Source organism: Streptomyces sp. SDT5-1, assembly GCF_052245995.1.
Classification (GTDB): domain Bacteria; phylum Actinomycetota; class Actinomycetes; order Streptomycetales; family Streptomycetaceae; genus Streptomyces.
Genome location: NZ_CM125963.1, coordinates 8,498,243 through 8,514,952, shown reverse-complemented (window position 1 = coordinate 8,514,952; position 16,710 = coordinate 8,498,243). Strand labels below are relative to the sequence as shown.

The 16,710-nt window shown below is 71.4% G+C and carries 15 protein-coding genes; 5 read left to right on the top strand and 10 right to left on the bottom strand.

Going from position 1 to position 16,710, the window contains the following annotated elements:
• Positions 1 to 16: 16 nt before the first annotated feature.
• The 5 genes from ACTWJ8_RS39255 to ACTWJ8_RS39235 all read right to left on the bottom strand — a co-directional run bounded on the left by ACTWJ8_RS39255 (position 17) and on the right by ACTWJ8_RS39235 (position 5,975).
• A complete protein-coding gene (locus ACTWJ8_RS39255) occupies positions 17 to 829 on the bottom strand; it encodes a carbohydrate ABC transporter permease (protein ID WP_443262181.1) in 813 nt (270 codons plus the stop codon).
• Positions 830 to 858: 29 nt separating this feature from the next.
• Positions 859 to 1,830 (bottom strand): carbohydrate ABC transporter permease, encoded by a 972-nt coding sequence (locus tag ACTWJ8_RS39250; protein ID WP_443262180.1) that lies wholly within the window; start codon positions 1,828 to 1,830, stop codon positions 859 to 861.
• The gene (locus tag ACTWJ8_RS39245; protein ID WP_443262179.1) at positions 1,827 to 3,158 is read right to left on the bottom strand and encodes an ABC transporter substrate-binding protein; all 1,332 of its coding nucleotides are present in this window, start codon (positions 3,156 to 3,158) and stop codon (positions 1,827 to 1,829) included. Before ACTWJ8_RS39245 ends, ACTWJ8_RS39250 begins: the two co-directional genes overlap by 4 nt.
• 83 nt (positions 3,159 to 3,241) lie before the next feature.
• A complete protein-coding gene (locus ACTWJ8_RS39240; protein ID WP_443262178.1) occupies positions 3,242 to 4,762 on the bottom strand; it encodes an APC family permease in 1,521 nt (506 codons plus the stop codon).
• 13 nt (positions 4,763 to 4,775) lie between these two features.
• On the bottom strand, positions 4,776 to 5,975 hold the full coding sequence (locus tag ACTWJ8_RS39235; protein WP_443262177.1) for an aminotransferase class V-fold PLP-dependent enzyme: 1,200 nt from the start codon (positions 5,973 to 5,975) through the stop codon (positions 4,776 to 4,778).
• Between the two features lie 177 nt (positions 5,976 to 6,152).
• Here ACTWJ8_RS39235 and ACTWJ8_RS39230 point away from each other — a divergent pair, with 177 nt between their 5' ends.
• The gene (locus ACTWJ8_RS39230) at positions 6,153 to 6,842 is read left to right on the top strand and encodes a FadR/GntR family transcriptional regulator (RefSeq protein WP_356385080.1); all 690 of its coding nucleotides are present in this window, start codon (positions 6,153 to 6,155) and stop codon (positions 6,840 to 6,842) included.
• On the opposite strand, the gene ACTWJ8_RS39225 is transcribed toward ACTWJ8_RS39230, so the two are convergent.
• The 4 genes from ACTWJ8_RS39225 to ACTWJ8_RS39210 all read right to left on the bottom strand — a co-directional run bounded on the left by ACTWJ8_RS39225 (position 6,787) and on the right by ACTWJ8_RS39210 (position 12,775).
• Entirely contained in the window at positions 6,787 to 8,256 is a 1,470-nt protein-coding gene (locus ACTWJ8_RS39225; protein ID WP_443262176.1) for a CehA/McbA family metallohydrolase, read from the bottom strand. The genes ACTWJ8_RS39230 and ACTWJ8_RS39225 overlap by 56 nt on opposite strands.
• Positions 8,253 to 8,552, bottom strand: a complete 300-nt coding sequence (locus tag ACTWJ8_RS39220; RefSeq protein ID WP_443262175.1) for a hypothetical protein — start codon at positions 8,550 to 8,552, stop codon at positions 8,253 to 8,255. Before ACTWJ8_RS39220 ends, ACTWJ8_RS39225 begins: the two co-directional genes overlap by 4 nt.
• A 48-nt stretch (positions 8,553 to 8,600) precedes the next feature.
• Positions 8,601 to 10,031, bottom strand: coding sequence for an amino acid permease (locus ACTWJ8_RS39215; RefSeq protein WP_443262174.1), 1,431 nt, complete (start codon positions 10,029 to 10,031; stop codon positions 8,601 to 8,603).
• Between the two features lie 161 nt (positions 10,032 to 10,192).
• Positions 10,193 to 12,775, bottom strand: coding sequence for a beta-L-arabinofuranosidase domain-containing protein (locus tag ACTWJ8_RS39210; RefSeq protein WP_443262173.1), 2,583 nt, complete (start codon positions 12,773 to 12,775; stop codon positions 10,193 to 10,195).
• A gap of 188 nt (positions 12,776 to 12,963) precedes the next feature.
• On the opposite strand from ACTWJ8_RS39210, the gene ACTWJ8_RS39205 reads away from it, so the two are divergent.
• On the top strand, positions 12,964 to 13,383 hold the full coding sequence (locus tag ACTWJ8_RS39205; protein WP_443262172.1) for a VOC family protein: 420 nt from the start codon (positions 12,964 to 12,966) through the stop codon (positions 13,381 to 13,383).
• Between the two features lie 47 nt (positions 13,384 to 13,430).
• Positions 13,431 to 13,715 carry a cupin domain-containing protein gene (locus tag ACTWJ8_RS39200; protein WP_356385062.1) on the top strand — a complete coding sequence of 95 codons (285 nt, stop codon included), beginning with the start codon at positions 13,431 to 13,433 and terminating at the stop codon, positions 13,713 to 13,715.
• A 22-nt stretch (positions 13,716 to 13,737) separates the two neighbouring features.
• Here ACTWJ8_RS39200 and ACTWJ8_RS39195 read toward each other — a convergent pair whose 3' ends face one another.
• Entirely contained in the window at positions 13,738 to 14,547 is an 810-nt protein-coding gene (locus tag ACTWJ8_RS39195; RefSeq protein WP_443262171.1) for an SAM-dependent methyltransferase, read from the bottom strand.
• A 104-nt stretch (positions 14,548 to 14,651) separates the two neighbouring features.
• On the opposite strand from ACTWJ8_RS39195, the gene ACTWJ8_RS39190 reads away from it, so the two are divergent.
• On the top strand, positions 14,652 to 15,179 hold the full coding sequence (locus tag ACTWJ8_RS39190; RefSeq protein ID WP_356385056.1) for a TIGR03086 family metal-binding protein: 528 nt from the start codon (positions 14,652 to 14,654) through the stop codon (positions 15,177 to 15,179).
• A gap of 121 nt (positions 15,180 to 15,300) precedes the next feature.
• Positions 15,301 to 16,707, top strand: a complete 1,407-nt coding sequence (locus ACTWJ8_RS39185) for a purine-cytosine permease family protein (RefSeq protein ID WP_443262170.1) — start codon at positions 15,301 to 15,303, stop codon at positions 16,705 to 16,707.
• Positions 16,708 to 16,710 lie beyond the last annotated feature (3 nt).

The window sequence follows — 16,710 nt, the reverse complement described above, 5'->3', positions numbered from 1 at the left end:
GTGCGGGTGCGGGTGTTCAGCGGGTGGCGGCGGTGACACCGCGCAGGAACAGGCCGCGGAACGTCAGGAAGACGACGAGGGTGGGCACGGACACGATGAGCGCGCCGGCCAGGATGACGGGCGGCCCCGACGAGGCGTAGGCGTTGTTGAGGCTGGTGAGGGCGGCCATCACCGGCTGGATGTCGGGGCTGCGGCTGAGGGTGATGCCGAACAGCAGGTCGTTCCAGACGGCGGTGAACTGGAAGATGAACGCGGCGGCCAGGCTGGAGCCCATCAGCGGCACGTGGATGCGCCAGAAGATCCGCCGGAACGAGGCGCCGTCGATCATCGCTGCCTCGGTGACCTCGGGCGGCATGGTGGTCATCTGGTTGCGGACGAGGAAGAACGCGAAGGGGATCGACCACGCCACGTAGACGAGCATGAGGCCGAGGCGGGTGTCGTAGAGGTTGCCGTCGGCGTACATGCCGAACAGTGGGGCGAGGAACATCTGGAGCGGGAAGAGGGTCCCGGAGTAGATGAGCCAGAACCAGAAGGTGGGCTTCGGGATGGGCAGCACCACCACGGCGAACGCGGCCATGGCGGCGACGAGGACGGCGGCGGCGCCGCACACCACCGCGTACATCAGGGAGCTGAGGAAGCTGTCGCCGATGCCCGCGTCGCTCCACGCGGTCGCGAGGTTGTCCCACAGCGCGAAGCCGTTCGGCGTCCAGTCCGGCTTGCCGCTGTACGCGCCGACGGGGGTGAGCGCGTTGACGACCAGGAGGTACATGGGCACCAGCCAGAGCAGCACGCAGCCGGCGACGAAGAGGTTGCGGAAGGTCTTTCCCACGGGTGTCGCTCCTTGTCGGACGGCTCGGGTCAGCGGGGGGAGGTCTCGGGCATCTGCCGGCGCAGATAGAGCCACGAGGAGGCGACGACGATGACGGACAGGACGAGGGCGACGGCGGAGCCGTAGCCGATGTGGAAGAGGCGGAACGCCTCGCGGTACATGGTCAGCGCGAGGGTCTCGGAGGAGCGGGCCGGGCCGCCCTGGGTGAGGACCCAGATCATGTCGAAGGCCTTGAGGCTGTTGACGATGGCCATGCCGACCACGACGACGGTCACGGACCGCAGTTGGGGCAGGGTGATGTGCCGGAACATGCGCCAGCCGGTGGCCCCGTCGAGTTCGGCGGCCTCGACGGTCTCGCGCGGGATGGCGCGCAGGCCGATGGCGAAGAGGACGACGTTGAGGCCGGTGGCCTGCCAGGTGCTGGCCACGATCATGGAGATGGTGTTCTGGGGCCACTCCAGGAGCCACGGGTGGGCGAGCGAGCCGAGGCCGACGGCGTCGAGGAACTGGTTGAGGGAGCCCTCCGAGGTGAGGATGAACTTCCACAGCACGGCGGTCGCGGCGCCCGACACGGCGTACGGCAGCACGACGACGGTCTGCGCGACGAGTCCGAAGCGCATCCGGTGGGTGGCGACGGCGATGGCGAGCCCGGCGAGGACGGGCAGCAGGAGGGTGCCCGCGACCCACAGCACGGTGTTGAGCACGGACCGGCCGAAGATGGGGTCCTGGGCGAGCCGGGTGAAGTTGTCGAGGCCGGTGTAGTGGCTGGTGAAACCGTTGTCCTCGAAGAAGCTGCCGTAGATGCTGCGCAGGAACGGATAGACGAGGAGCACGCCGACGAACAGCAGGGCGGGCAGGGCCCACGGGATGCCGGCGAGCGGCCCTCCGAGCCGTCCGGATCGGCCCGTGCGGCCGACGGCCTGGTGCGGTGTGCGGGTGGGGATGCGGCGGCGGGGTGGTGTCACCTGGGCGGGCGCGGTGGTGCGCACGGTCTCGGTCATGCCTTCTCCGCCTCCCGCCACACCGGCCATGCCTCGTCGGCGCGGCCCTGCATGGTGCGCAGGACGGAGCGGTACGAGGACGGGTCGAGCAGGGCGGCCGCGAGGTCGTCGACGGTGGACTCGACGAGTTCGGGTGGTCCGAGTTCCCAGAAGCGGTTGAGTTTGCGGGCCTTGGTCCTCTTCACGGTTCGTGCGACGCCGTCGATGGTGACGTTGGCGGGTGGCACGACGGGGTTGGGACAGCCGTCCTGGAGGGCGTGCGAGAAGGCCTTCATGACCTTGGGGTGGGTCCAGGCCCCGGCGGCGCGCAGTGCCTCGGCCCGGTCGGGGCCCCGGACGGTGCACACCAGGGCGCTGGTCTCGAAGACGACGGCGGGCCGTACGCGGGTGTTCTGCATGGGCAGCACGAACGCGTCGACGTTCTCTCCGGGTCTGCCGCCCGCGCCCGCGAAGGTGGCGCCGAGCCAGGAGCCGCAGGCCACCATGCCGACCTTGCCGTGCAGCACACCGGCGGCGGCCGCGGTGTGGTCCATGTCGAGGGACGTGAACCAGTGCTTGTCGGCGAAGGAGCCGATGGTGCGCAGGGCCTGTCGCGCGGGCTCGTCGGTGTAGCGGGCGCGGCCGTTGAGCAGGTCCTCGTAGAACCGCGGGTCCTGGCGGGTGAGGATCTCCTGGAACCAGATGAACGCGGGCCAGCGTCCCGCCGTCGTCGCGTGCAGCGGTGTGATGCCCGCGCGCTTGAGGCGGTCGGCCGCGTGCAGGAAGTCGTCCCAGGTCTCGGGCTTCTCCAGGCCGTTGTCCCGGAAGACCCGCGGGTTGTAGAAGAACACGTAGTACGCGAGGTTCATCGGCAGTCCGTAGACGCGGCCGCGGTGGGTGAGCGCCGGTCGCAGCGCGGGGTCGGCCCAGCCCCTGCGGACGGCGCCCTCCCAGTGGTCCGTCAGGTCCTCGATGCCGCCGGTGCGGGCGAGGTCGCGCAGCCGGTAGCCGGACCAGTACTTGAGCATGTCCGGCGTCTTGTTGGTGCGCAGCGAGGACTTGACGACCTGCTCGAAGGACTCGAGGGACGGGATGACCTCGGGCACGAGACCGATGCCGTCGACAGCGCGCATCGCCTGCCCTGCCGCCTTGAGGGGCGGCGCCCAGGTCGGGTTGTCCCCGTGCAGTGCCACCTTCCCGGGAGGCTGTCCCGCGGCGGTGCCGCACGCCGTGAGGAGCGGCGCGGACGCCGTGGCGGCGGCGCCCGCCGCGACCGCCCGCAGCAGAGCGCGTCTGCCGGGGCGGGCGGCGGGAAGAGCGGGACCGATGGACGGGTGACGGCCTGTCATGGGGCGGCTCCCTCAGGCGGGCTCACGATCGTGTTATCGATAACACGCGATGCCGGGAGCATGGCGCGCCCGTGCGGGGGCCGTCAATGGTCGCGTCGCGTCGAATCCTCGGCGGGCACCTCCTCACGAGGCCGCGGCACGGCCCCTTCGGCCAACTCACCTGCGGCGACGCGGCTGTTGCGGCGTCCCCACACCGCGTAGAGGACGAGGCCCACCGCCATCCAGGCCAGGAACCGCACCCATGTGATGAGCGGCAGGCTGCCGACGAGCAGCAGGCACAGCAGCAGGGCCACGACGGGGAGCACGGGGACCCATGGGGTGCGGAAGCCGCGGGGCAGGTCGGGGCGGGTGCGGCGCAGGTACATCACGCCGATGCAGACGACCACGAACGAGGTCAGCATGCCGATGTTGCCGAGTTCGGCGAGGTCCTGGATGGGCAGCACGGCCGTCATGAAGGCGACCATCAGGCCGAGTGTCCAGGTGATGCGGCGCGGGCTGCGCGTCGCCGGGTGGACGTGCGAGAACCACTCGGGCAGCAGGCGGTCCCTGCTCATCGCGAGGAAGACCCGGCTCTGCCCGAGCAGCATGATCATGACGACGGTGGTGAGCCCGCAGATCGCGCCGATGCCGACGATCCGCACGGCCCAGTCCGCGCCGACGGAGGCGAGCGCCGCGGTCACGGGTGCCCCGGTGTTGAGCCGCGGGTACTCCCGCATGCCGGTGATGACCAGGGACACGGCGACGTACAGGGTGGCGCACACCGCCACGGTCGCCATGAGGGCGATCGGCAGTGTGCGTTGCGGTCGCTCGGCCTCCTCGGCGTTGCTGGCCATGATGTCGAATCCGGAGTACGCGCCGAACACGATGGCTCCGCCGGTGAGGATGCCCGCGAAGCCGAACGTGGCGTTGGTGCTGATGCCGGCCCAGCCGAGCAGCGGCTGCTCCCAGAAGGCTCCGTCGCCGCCGGGCGGGCGGGAGTCGGGGATGAAGGGCGACCAGTTGGCGACGTCGATGTGGAACACGCCGACGCACAGGAACACCACGATCGCCGCGAGCTTGACCAGCGTCATGGCGGCGTTCACGCGCGCGGTCGTGCGGACGCCCGAGGCGAGGATCGCGGTGAGGACCAGGATGATCAGCACCGCCGGCACGTTGACCAAGGCGTCGGGGCCGACGATCGACGCGGGCAGGTGCACGCCGAAGCTGGCGAGGAAGTCGGCGACGTACTGCGCCCAGCCGCTGGCCACCGCCCCCGCGCCCATGGTCATGTCGAGGATCAGGTCCCAGCCGATGAGCCATGCCACCAGTTCGCCGAGCGAGACGTACGCGAAGGTGTACGCGCTGCCCGCGACCGGCACGGTCGACGCGAACTCCATGTAGCAGAGCGCCACCAGGGCGGAGGCGAGCGCGCCGAGCAGGTAGGACAGGGCGATGGCGGGGCCCGCGTAGTTGGCGGCCGCGGTGCCGGTGAGGACGAAGATGCCCGCGCCGATCGTGACACCGATGCCCATCATCGTGAGCTGGAGCGGTCCGAGGGTGCGGGCGAGGCGGGTGGAGGGGCGTTCGGCGTCCCGCAGGGTCGCCTCGATGGATTTGGTGCGCACGCTGACCGGCCCTTCAGGAGCGGGAGGCGGAGGACGCGGCGGACGCGGCGAGCGCCGCCGGCAGGGCGTCCGCCAAGTGGGCGTAGTCCTTGCGGTCGTTGTAGAGGTGGGCGGACACGCGGAGGAAGCCGTGGCCGTTCCAGGTCGTGATGGCGGTTTCGCAGGCGGTGGTGTCCGCGAGGTGGCGTTGCAGGGCGTGCGCCGCATCCTGGTCCGCCGCCACGCCCGCGGGGAGCGGGACGAGGCGCATGGCGGGGGCCGGGCTGCCGCCGACCGTGGAGGTGTCCGCGTCCAGGGTGTCCGCGAGCAACCGCTGCGCCTCGCCGGCGAGTTCGCTCATGTGGTGGCGTGCGGCGTCCCAGCCGAAGCGTTCCTCGACGAAGTCGAGGGAGCGCGGCGCGGCGAGCCAGGGCGCGAGGTCGACCGTGCCCTGCTGGTCGAAGCGCTCGGGGAACGGGTACGGCGCGCCCCAGGAGTCGATCACCGGGTGCAGCCGCTGCGCCAGGTCGCCGCGCGCCACGAGCGCGGCCGTGCCGCGCGGCGCGCAGGGCCACTTGTGCAGGTTGCCCACCCAGAAGTCGGCGTCGCCCGCGTCGCCGAGCGGGTCGGCGAGCATGCCGGGCGCGTGCGCCCCGTCGACGAGCACGAGGGCACCCGCCGCGTGGGCGTGCGCGGCGATGTCGGCCACCGGGAACAGCCGGGCCGTCGCCGAGGTGACCTGGTCCACGACCACCAGGGACGTCGGGCGCGCGGTGTCGCCCAAGGCATCGGCGAAGAGCGCGGCGATCTCCTCGGGCGTCGCGTCGAGCGGCACGTGCAGGGTGCGTACGTGGGCGCCCGTACGCTCGGCCGCCCGGCGCACGCCCATGGTGACGGCGCCGTACGAGTGATCCGTGAGCAGCACCTCGCTGCCCGCGGGGAGGTCGAGCGAGCCGAGGACCGTGCTGACGCCCGCGCTTGCGTTGGGCACGAGGGCCAGCGCTTCGGGGCTGACGCGCAGATAGCGGGCGATCTCGACGCGGGCCAGCGCCACGCGCTCCGGCAGGCCGCGGAACCACCGGCAGGGGTTGGCGTCCATCTCCGTGCGCAGTTCCCGCAAGGCGTCGAGGGTGACACGGGGCACCGCACCGAAGGAACCGTGGTTGAGGTGGCGCACGTGAGGGTCGAGGGCCCAGGCGTCGAGGGGGTGGGCATCGAGGGAGTGAGAAGACATGCCGCTCCGCGAGTTGTCCGATGACTTTTGCTGACTGGTTCGCACTCGCAGGACCGTAGGCGGTAAATTCCGTGTTGAACAGGGGGCAAGGGAGAGATGCAGAGTCCCGTCCTCGCACGTCCGTCAGGATTCATCAGATGACTTGCACCACGGGACGAAGGGGAAAGGAGCGAGCCGATGACGGCCACCGACACGGCCGCGGCGGGGCTGCGGGCGATGATCGCGAGCGGGGAGCTGGTGCCCGGCAGCCGGCTGCCGCCCGAGCCGGAGCTGTGCGCGCGGCTCGGTGTGTCACGGGGTTCGCTGCGCGAGGCGGTGCGCTCGCTCGCGGCGCTCGGGATGCTCGAACCCCGGCACGGCGCGGGCACGTTCGTCTCCGCGCTGCATCCGCCGCACATGCTGGCGGGGTTCGCCGCGATGGTCGACGTGCTGCCCCTCGACGGGCTCCTGGAGCTGTTCGACACGCGGCGCGCCGTGGAGTGCCACGCCGCCGCGCTCGCCGCGGCCCGCGCCGACGCCAAGGTCGTCGCGCGGCTGCGGGACATCCAGGCGCGGCTCAGCGCCACCGAGGACGAGCAGGAGCTGCACGACCTGGACCACGAGTTCCACAGCACGGTCTGCGCGGCGTCCGGAAACGAGACCCTGGCCGCGCTCGCCGGTGTGCTGCGCTCGCGCGGCCGTCACTACAACGTGTACGGGTCCGCGCAGGGCGCCGCCGTGCGTGCCGCGAGCGACCAGGGCCACGAGGCGCTCATCGACGCCCTGGCCGCCCACGACCCCACCGCCGCCGCGGCAGCGGCGGGCGCGCACCTCAGCCGGACGGAGAAGTGGCTCCGCCAGCTGCGTCCTGCGCCCGAGCCGAGCTGACGGTCCCGGTCCACACGGGGTTGGACACGGCGAGCGCCGAGGCGTGCGAGCGGTTGCAGGAGGCCCAGAAGTACGGGTCGTCGCTCGCGGTGTGCAGTTCGGCGCGGTAGTACGTGCCGGGGCGCGGCCGACGGTCCGTCACGCGGAGCCGGGCGGGCCCTTCGGTGTCCACGGGTTCCATGTGCCACAGCAGTCCGTCCCGCAGCACGAACAGCACGGCGGGGCATGGTGTGTCGAGTCGTACGTCGAGGTGGAGGGGCGCGTCGTCCAGGGGCACGGCGCCGCCCATGCCGCACTCCCCCGCTCCGGTGTGCGCGGAGAGCCGGAGCGCCGCGCCCCGGGACACGTAGGCCACGCCCGACCGCAGGGCGCCGAGGATGCCGTCGCGGGTGCGCGTGGCGCGGACGACGGTGGTGACCTGGCCGAGCCGGTGTTCCGGTTTCTCGGGGTGGTGGCAGTCGGTGCCGGCGACGCCCGTGATGCGGTGTCCCGCGGTGAGCAGTCGGTCCCACAGGCCGAGGGCCGCGTCGTTGTTGGCGCCCTGGCCGAAGTTGTCGATCTCCAGGAGGTCGATGTCGTGCCAGCTGTGGTCGTCCCTGCGCCACGCCTGGCGGCCGCTGAAGGGGTGGTTGACGCCGACGAGCCCGTTCTGGGCGTGCACATCGCGCGCGGCGTCGGCGAAGTCCCAGCCGTCGGCGTCGACGTAGGTGCCCGGCCAGCGGGACAGGCCGTGCAGATTGGCGTGGCCGAAGTGGGAGGTCAGCTCGATGGAACGGAGGAGGACGAGGCCTTCGGCGGCGCCCGTGTCCTCCAGGCGGTCCAGTTCCGCCCAGTGGCTCGACGTGTAGTGGTCGCTGACGGCGAGGAAGTCGAGGCCCGCGGCGCGGGCGGCGTCGAGCAGGGTGGGGAGGTCGGCGGAGCCGTCGCTGTGCAGGGAGTGCGCGTGGAGTTCGCCGCGCAGCCAGGTGGGCGGTCCGTCGGACGGCTTGGTGGTGTGGTGCGGCGCCGTGCGGGTGGCTCCGACCGGTGGCGGCGCCGCGGCAGCCTCGTCGACGAACACCCGCAGCTCGTACCGGCCGCCCTGCGTGAAGCGGTCGAGGTCGATGCGGATGGTCCACTCCCCCGGCGGCAGCGGGCCCGCGTGGCAGCCGGGACTCGCCCGGCCCTCGCCCACCTCGAAGGCCAGCCGGCGGGGGCCGGGGTCGCCGGGGCACTGGACGTGGCCGCGGAGGAATCCGTCGGGGTCGAGGGCGGCGGCGTAGAGCTGGAAGCGGTCGGTGACCTTGTCGAAGTCCAGCTCCACGCGGAGTGTGCCGACGCCCTCGGGGAGGACGAGGGCGTGGTCGAGGTACTGCTCCGTGGTGGACGCGGGCTCGATGGTGTGTGCTGCGCGCAGGACGCGGCTGACCGTCACCCGGCCTCCCGGATCAGCGGCTCGAACTCGCGGCGCACGTAGGCGTCGAAGGGGGCCGTGAGCGCCCCGTCGATGACCCGCCGCACGCCGTGCCGCGCGGCGAGGTCCTTCAACTCGGCGCGGGACTCGGGCCCGACGCCGCCCCCGATGACGAGGACCCCGAACTCCCCGCTCTCGATGAGCTTGCGCGCCTCGTCGTCCGTGCTCACGCCCTCGGCCTCGAAGCCGTCCTCGTGCAGCGTGGCGAGCACCTCCGTGACCCTGGCGGGCGTCCTTCCCAGTACGAGCGTCTTCATCGGGGTCCCTTCGTCCGCTTCGGCTTGTGTGTCACCGAACGTAGAAGCTCAACTCGACTTGAGGTCAACCCCTGTGCCCGGTTCGGCGCGGCGGCGCCTGCGCAGGACGGCGTAGGAGACCAGGACGACCAGGACCGTGAGGAGGCTCGCGGCGAAGTCGGCGCGGGTCGCGGGCAGCACCGCCATCGCGAGGATGACGACGACCATCGCGGCGATCGTGAACCAGCTCAGGTACGGGTAGCCCCACATCTTCAGGGTCAGGGACGCCGGGTCCTCGCGCTCCAGGCGGGCCCGCAGGCGCAGTTGGGAGAGGGCGACGAGCAGATACACGAAGAGGGCGACCGCCCCGTAGGAGTGGACGATGAACGAGAAGACCGTGTCCGGCGACACGTAGGCGAAGACCACGGCGACGTAGCCGAGGACCGTCGCGAGGAGGATCGCGCGGCGCGGCACTCCGCTGCGGCTGAGCTTGGTGAGTCCGCGCGGTGCCTCGCCCTCGCGGGTCAGGGCGAACACGATGCGGGACGCCGAGTACAGACCCGCGTTGAGCGAGGAGAGCACCGCGATGAGGATCAGGATCCGCATCAGGGTGTCGGCTCCGGGGATGCCGATCTCCTGGAGGGCCGCGATGTACGGGCCGCCGTTCAGCTGGTCCGAGCTCCACGGGACGATCGCGACGACGAGGAAGATCGAGCCCACGTAGAAGAGCAGGACGCGCAGGACGACGGAGCGGGTCGCGCGGGCGACGTTGCGGCCGGGTTCGGCGGACTCGGCGGCGGCGAGCGCGGCGATCTCGGCGCCGGTGAAGAAGCCGACGGCCGGAATCACGGAGGTGAGGACGGGCCCGAGCCCCATCGGGGCGAAGCCGCCGTGCGCGGTCAGGTTGTCGACGCCGCCCGCGTCGTGCGCCCCCGGCCACAGACCGATGACGAAGACGAGCCCCACCGCCAGGAACACCGTGATCGCGGCGACCTTGATGGACGAGAACCAGTACTCGAACTCACCGAAGGTCTTCACCGACAGCATGTTCACGGCGGTGAGGATCAGCATGAGGGCGAGGCTGATCGTCCACAGCGGCAGTCCGGGCAGCCAGGCGCGGACGAGTTCGGCGCCCGCGACCGCTTCCAGGGCCACCACGTTGACCCAGAAGTACCAGTACAGCCAGCCGATGGTGAAGCTGCCCATCGGGCCGAGGGCCAGGCGGGCGTAGGCATGGAAGGAGCCGACGGCGGGCCGGGCCACGGCCATCTCGCCGAGCATCCGCATCACGAGGATGACGAGTCCGCCGGCCAGCGCGAACGAGATCACGGCGGCGGGCCCGGTGTCCTGGATGACGACACGGCTGCCGACGAAGAGCCCCGCGCCGATGACACCACCGATCGCGATCAGTGTCATGTGCCGCTGCTTGAGCGCGCTGCGCAGTCCGGGGTCGTCGTTGGTGCCGCCCTCCCGCAGGGGTGGGTCGCTGGTGTCCGTCACGTCCGCCTCTTCTCCGTACGTCCGACGTGGGTGTGTCCGACGGCACCGGCCATGATGATCACCCGGCGCCGCCGCACAGTCTTGACACGCCCCGGGGGTCACCGGGGCGCGTTCAACGAACCGTTCACACGGCTGCAATGTCGTCGGAGAAGAAGGGTGTCTCAGGCGCCTGCCAGCTCCGCCACCTCCCCCGCCGTCAGCGCCTTCCCGTACACCCGGAAGTCGTCGATCGCCGCCTTGAGGTACGGGTCCGCGTACTGGGATCTGCCGATGTAGCCGGCGCGGATGTGGTTGCCGAACATGTCGGGTCGGGCGGTGACGTGGTCGTTGCGGCCCTTCTCCGCGCCGTTGACGTAGAGGATCGCCGTGCCGTCGCCGTAGGTCACCGCGATGTGGACCCAGGTGTCGGTGGGGAGGGGGTCGGCGTCGATGCGGTCCTCCGCGCCCGCGCCGCCCGCGGTGACGGCGAAGCGGAGGGTGTCGGTGTCGCTGCGCGGGGTCAGGAAGAGGTTGGCGGTGGGGCCGGTGCCGATGTCGAAGACGCGGGTCCAGGCGTCGGGGGCGCCGTCGAGGCGGACCCAGGTCGCCACCGAGTAGGTGGTGGCGCCGGCCAGGACGTCGTCGGCCAGGTGGACGTGGCCGTCCGTGCCGTCGAGCTGGACGGCTCCGGCCCGCTTTCCGGCCGTCGTCCAGGTGGCGCCGCCGACCAGTTGGGCCGTCTTGCCGTGGCCCGTCGCGTCCGCCGCGGTCGTGCCCGATGTCTCGTCGAAGCGGTGCCACGCCGCGAACTCCGGTGGCGGGGGCGGCGGTTCGCCCGTCAGCCAGTACGCCGTGTAGTAGACGTGGTGAGTGCGGGCGATCGGGAGGAGGGTGACGTTCTCGTCGTCGGCGCGCGCCGTGAAGCGCAGGGGTGCCGCCGCCGTCTGCTTCAGCGACTTCGGGTCGAGCCGGGGCATCCGCATCGCGCCCCGGTCGCCGTACTGCCCGGCCAGCACCACCGGTCCGTACAGCACGGCCTGCACGTCCGGGTCGTCCGGTGTCGGCTCCAGGGTGAGGCGCATCGGCAGGCTCACCTCGACGCGGTCGCCGGTCCGCCAGCGGCGGCGCAGCGCGAACCAGGAGCCGGGCTCGGGCCGTTCGCCGAGGGCGCGGCCGTTGAGGGTGACGCGTGCGCCGTTCGTCCAGGAGGGGATGCGGACACGCAGTTCGTGCTCGGCGGCGCCGGACGTGACGGTGAGGGTGGTGGACGCCTTGTCGGGGAATCCGGTGGTCTGCCGCCAACTGACGCCCTTGGCGCGCCACTTCACCTCCGCGGGCACGTACAGGTTCACCAGGAGGCGGTCGTCGTCGTGCGAGAAGACGGTCTCCGCGAACTTGGCCTGCGTCTCCATGCCGGAGCCGTGGTCGCAGGAGAAGTTGTCGTAGTCGGTGGAGTACGCCTTCGGGTCCTCGCCCATGAAGGAGGGCTGCTGCTTGTACGAGCCGGGCGCGAGGCCGGTGTAGTAGATGTTGAAGCCGTGCGCGGAGTCCGGGTCCTGCTCGCCGAGCATCTGGTTGAAGAGGGTGCGCTCGTAGTAGTCGAGCAGGTCGACGCGGTGCGGCGCGTGGAAGTGCATGAGGCGGGTCAGCTTCAGCATGTTGTAGCTGTTGCAGTTCTCGCAGCAGCCGTTGGAGAGCTGCGCGGCGATGGCGTCGGGTTCGTGGAACGCCTCGCCGTTGCTGTTGCCGCCGATGACGTACGTGTGGTGGTCGGTGACGATCTGCCAGAAGTTCTCGGCGATGGTGCGGTAGCGGTCGCCGAGGCCCTCCTCCCAGAGCCGCAGCGCGCCGACCATCTTGGGAATCTGGGTGTTGGCGTGCAGCCCGGCGAGCTTGTCCTCGTTCTTGGCGAGCGGGTCGAAGACGACTTCGTGGGTGAAGCGTTCGGCGACGTCGAGCCACTTGGTGTCGCCGGTGAGGGCGTGGATGTCGGCGAGCACGTCGTTCATGCCGCCGAACTCGGTGCGCAGCACCCGCTGCATCTGGTCGTGGCTCAGCGCGCCGGTCCGCGCGTCCACCCAGGCGGCCTGCCGCAGGACGACGTCGCGGGCCTGCTCGTTCCCGGTGAGGCGGTACTGGTCGACCAGCCCGGCCATGATCTTGTGAATGGTGTAGTACGGCGCCCAGACCCCGGTCCCTGCTTCGAGGCGGTCGAAGAAGCTCTCGGGGAAGGCGGACAGATACCCCTTGCCGAAGCCGGCCTTCGGCGACGCCTCCTGGCATGCGGCGAGCGCGGCGACGAGCTTGCGCCCCTTGTCGCGTACGGCGGTGTCACCTGTGTTGGCGTAGGTGAGCGCGAGCCCGGACAGCAGGTGTCCCGTGCTGTGACCGCGCAGTTCGACGTCGGGTGCCTCCCAGCCGCCGCAGGGTTCGGCGTCGGAGGGCAGGCCGACGTTCTTCCTGAAGGTGTGCAGCAGCCGGTCGATGTCGACGAAGTGCAGATAGGCGGTGTTGCGGGCCTGGTTGTCGCGGAAGGCGCCGGGCAGCAGGGCGACGGCGTCGAGCGGGAAGGGTCGCACGGTGCCTGCCTCGTCGTCGGCCGGTGCTGCCGCGTTCGGACTCGCGTGCGCAGTCGTCGCTACGCCCATGGGGAGCGCGGCGGCCGCGGCTCCGGTCGCGGCGGCGGCGAGGAACCGCCGCCTGTCGGGGCCGGTGCGGGGCGCGCGGGTGGCACTGCTCGCGGAGGGTCTTTCGGTGCGGCTCACGTCGTTCTCCTCGCGGCTCTTTGTTCGCGATTTCGGACAGTGAACGGAACTCCGGACGGGAGAGTAGGCTCGCCGCACACCATGGTCAACACCCCGCGCAGCACCACCGCACGCATACCGGCGCCCCCGCCGGGACAGGCATCACAGGGCCCAACTCACCATCCGTGCACGCACGCAAGGAGTCGACGATGAGTCTCGCGCCGTTCCACCTCGCCATCCCCGTCGACGATCTCGCCGCCGCCCGTGACTTCTACGGGAAGCTGCTCGGGTTCGCCGAGGGCCGCTCGGACACCCGGTGGATCGACTGGAACTTCGGCGGGCATCAAGTGGTGACGCATCAGGTCGACGGAGCGAGGCCGCGCGCGGGCAGCAATCCGGTCGACGGGCACGAGGTGCCGGTGCCGCACTTCGGGCTCGTCCTGCCGGTCCCGGAGTTCCAGCGGCTCGCCGAGCGGCTCACGGCGGCGGGCACGGAGTTCGTGATCGAGCCCCATGTGCGCTTCCAGGGGGAGCCGGGTGAGCAGTGGACGATGTTCTTCCTCGACCCGGCGGGCAACGCGCTGGAGTTCAAGGCGTTCGCCGCCCCGGGGCGGCTCTTCGCGGTGTGATCGCGTTAGCCTGCGAGCCACATGCCACCGAGGAGAGAGCGCCGACCATGACGACCACCGCCCGCGCCACCGTGCAGCACGAGGACGAGCGCACCCGGGTCACCCGCTGGGACTTCGAGCCGGGCCAGAGCACCGGTCGGCACGTGCACGAGTACGACTACGTGGTGGTGCCGGTGACGGATGGGCAGACCGATGTCATCACCCCGGACGGTGCGGTCACCCGCAACGAGCTGTTCGCGGGCCGGTCCTACGCGCGCTCCGCGGGCAGCGAGCACGAGGTCGTCAACGCGGGCTCGGCGCCGCTCGCCTTCGTGGAGGTGGAGCGCAAGTAGCCGCGCGCTCCACCTCGCGTGTTCAGGGCTTGCGGCCCACTCCGCACACCGCCGCCTCGACCGCCGCGTCCGCGGGCGGCTCCGCGTCCGGGTCGGGGCGCCAGGCCGATGTGACGACGACGCCCGGATCGACCACGTCGAGGCCCTCGAAGTAGCCGGCGATCCGCTCGGGCGAGCGCAGGTGGTAGGTGTGCGCGGACTGCTGGTTGTAGCCGGCGACCGCCGTGTTGAGCGCCTCGTTGGTGTTCGTGCCGTCGCTGAGGGCCAGGTAGCTGCCGGACGGGAGCGCGTCGAGGAGCGTCGCGACGATCTCCTCGGGGTGCTCGTCGTCGGAGAGCTGGCCCATGATGCCGAGCAGGGTCAGCGCGATCGGCCGGTCGAAGTCGAGGGTGTCGGCCGCCTGCGCCAGGATCCGCTCCGGGTCCCGTACATCGGCGTCGAGGTAGGCGCAGGCACCCTCGGGGCTGCTGGTGAGCAGGGCCCGCGCGTGGGTCAGGACCAGCGGGTCGTTGTCGACGTAGACGATCCGGCTCTCCGGGGCGATGCGCTGCGCCACCTCGTGCGTGTTGTCGGCGGTGGGAAGCCCGGTGCCGATGTCGAGGAACTGGCGGACGCCCGCCTCTCCCGCCAGATGGCGCACGGCGCGCGTGAGGAACTGCCGCTGCTGGCGTGCCACGGCGGCGAACTCGGGGAACGTCGCGAGGATGACATCGCCGACCTCGCTGTCGACGGGGTAGTTGTCCTTGCCGCCCAGAAGGTAGTTCCACACCCGGGCGGAGTGCGGTCGGTCGGTCTGCAGTCTGTCGCTGAGGTCACCATGCGTGTGATCCATGGCCACAGCTTCACACACAACAGGGTGGATTCACCGATGAGTTCGCCTCGTGGGTGCGGTCTGCACCGGTAACGGCACCGCACGACATCGGAGGAGGACCTTCCGTGATCGACCTGAAGCCGGCCTGCGGCCGGATGATCGACGTACTGACCGGCGTGAGCGACGCGCAGTTGTCCGGGCCCACCCCTTGCCCCGACTACTCCGTGCGCGAGCTGATCGCCCACGTCGACGACGCGGCACGGGCCTTCACCGGCTTCGCCCGCAAGGAGGCGCCCGTGCCCGCGGAGCCGGGCGACCGGCGGGAGAGCGCGCTGAAGAGCGTGCGGGCGCTCGGTGACGCGTGGGACGACCCCGCCGCCTGGCACGGCGAGTCGGAAGGACCGGGGATCACGCTGACGAACGAGGAATGGGGCAAGGTCGCGCTCACCGAGATGGTGGTGCACGGCTGGGACCTCGCCCGGGCGACCGGACAGGCCTTCGACCTGCCGGAGGAGACGCTGCGCGCCTGCCACGACCACGTCTCGTCGTTCCTGACCGAGGCGGCGCCGCCTGCGTGGGGCGCGCCGGTCGAGACACCCGCCGACGCGCCGCTGATCGACCGCATCGTGGGCCGCACCGGGCGCACGCCGTAACGCCACGGCCCCCTGACCGTGCACTCTGCACAGCCACCTCCACCCCACCGGGCACTCGGCCCACCCCACCCCTTCGGCGGCCGCCGTAGCGTGCGGACAACCGCAGTCGCTTGGAGGTTCGATGGCCGCCGCACGCGCCGTCGGGGTGGACGACCACGCCCTGACCAGAGTGCCCACCGCCGCCCGCTACAGCTGGTGGTCCGTTGCCCTGCAGCGTTTCGGGCAGATCTCCGGGCTCAGCCAGTTCGTGCTCGGCGCGACGCTGGGCTTCGGCATGGACTTCTGGACGGCGTTCTGGGCGCTCACCCTCGGCTCGGTGATCGTCGAGGTCCTGTCGATCTTCGTGGGGATCATCGGCGTACGGGAAGGGCTTCCGACGTCCGTGCTCGCCCGCTGGACCGGTTTCGGTCGGATCGGCTCCTCGCTGATCGGGCTCGCGATCGCGCTCAGCCTCATCGGCTGGTTCGGCATCCAGTCCGCGATCTCCGCCGACGCGCTCGCCGGGCTTGTCGGGGTGTTCCCCGCGCCCGTCTGGTCGGTCCTGTTCGGGCTCGGCGTGACGGCCGTGGTGCTGTGGGGCTTCGGCTCCATGAACTGGGCCGCGTACATCACCGTGCCCGCGTTCCTGCTGCTCGTCGGCTGGTCCACCGTGCACGAGCTGCTGCGCCACGACATCGGGGGCCTGGTCGCCTCCGCCCCGCCGGGGCCGCAGCTCTCGCTGGTGCAGGGCACGACGCTGGTGGCGGGCGGCGCCATCGCGGGCGCCATCATCACGCCCGACATGACGCGCTTCAACCGTTCCACCGCCGACGTCGTCAAGCAGACCGTCGTGGGCATCTCGCTCGGTGAGTACGTGGTGGGGCTCGCGGGCGTGCTGCTCGCGCACGCCACCCGGTCCGCCGACGTGACCGCCATCGCCGTGTCCTCGGTCGGCTGGGTCGGCACGCTCGTCGTCATCATGGGCGCGCTGAAGATCAACGACTGGAACCTCTACAGCTCGGGGCTCGGGGTCGTGAACTTCATCGAGTCCGTCTTCGGCCGCAAGGTCAACCGCGCCACCGTCACCGTCGTCCTCGGCGTCGCCGGGAGCCTGCTCGCGGCGGCCGGCATCCTCGACCGGTTCGCGGACTTCCTGACGCTGCTCGGTGTCGCCTTCCCGCCCATCGCGGGCGTGATGATCGCCGAGTACTTCGTGGTGAAGCGGTGGCGCGGCGAGCTCGCCACCTCCCGTGCCGAGGGCGGACTGCCCGCGACGGCGCCGACCTGGGTCCCGGCGACGCTCGTCGTGTGGGTGCTGGCGTTCTGCGTCGGCGAGTTCGTCGACTGGGGTCTGCCCAGCATCAACTCGGTCGTCTTCGCCTTCCTCGCGTACGTCGTCCTGGGCCGGCTCGGCCTGGTGCGCGGCGTCGGTGTGTCCCGGGACCTGGGTGCCGCCGCGCCGGTGTCGGATGGTGCCACCGGGAACGGCCCCTCGCCCGCATCCCCCGACTCCCCCGCCTCTCGCGCCGCCACCGGCGCCTCCCGATAAGGA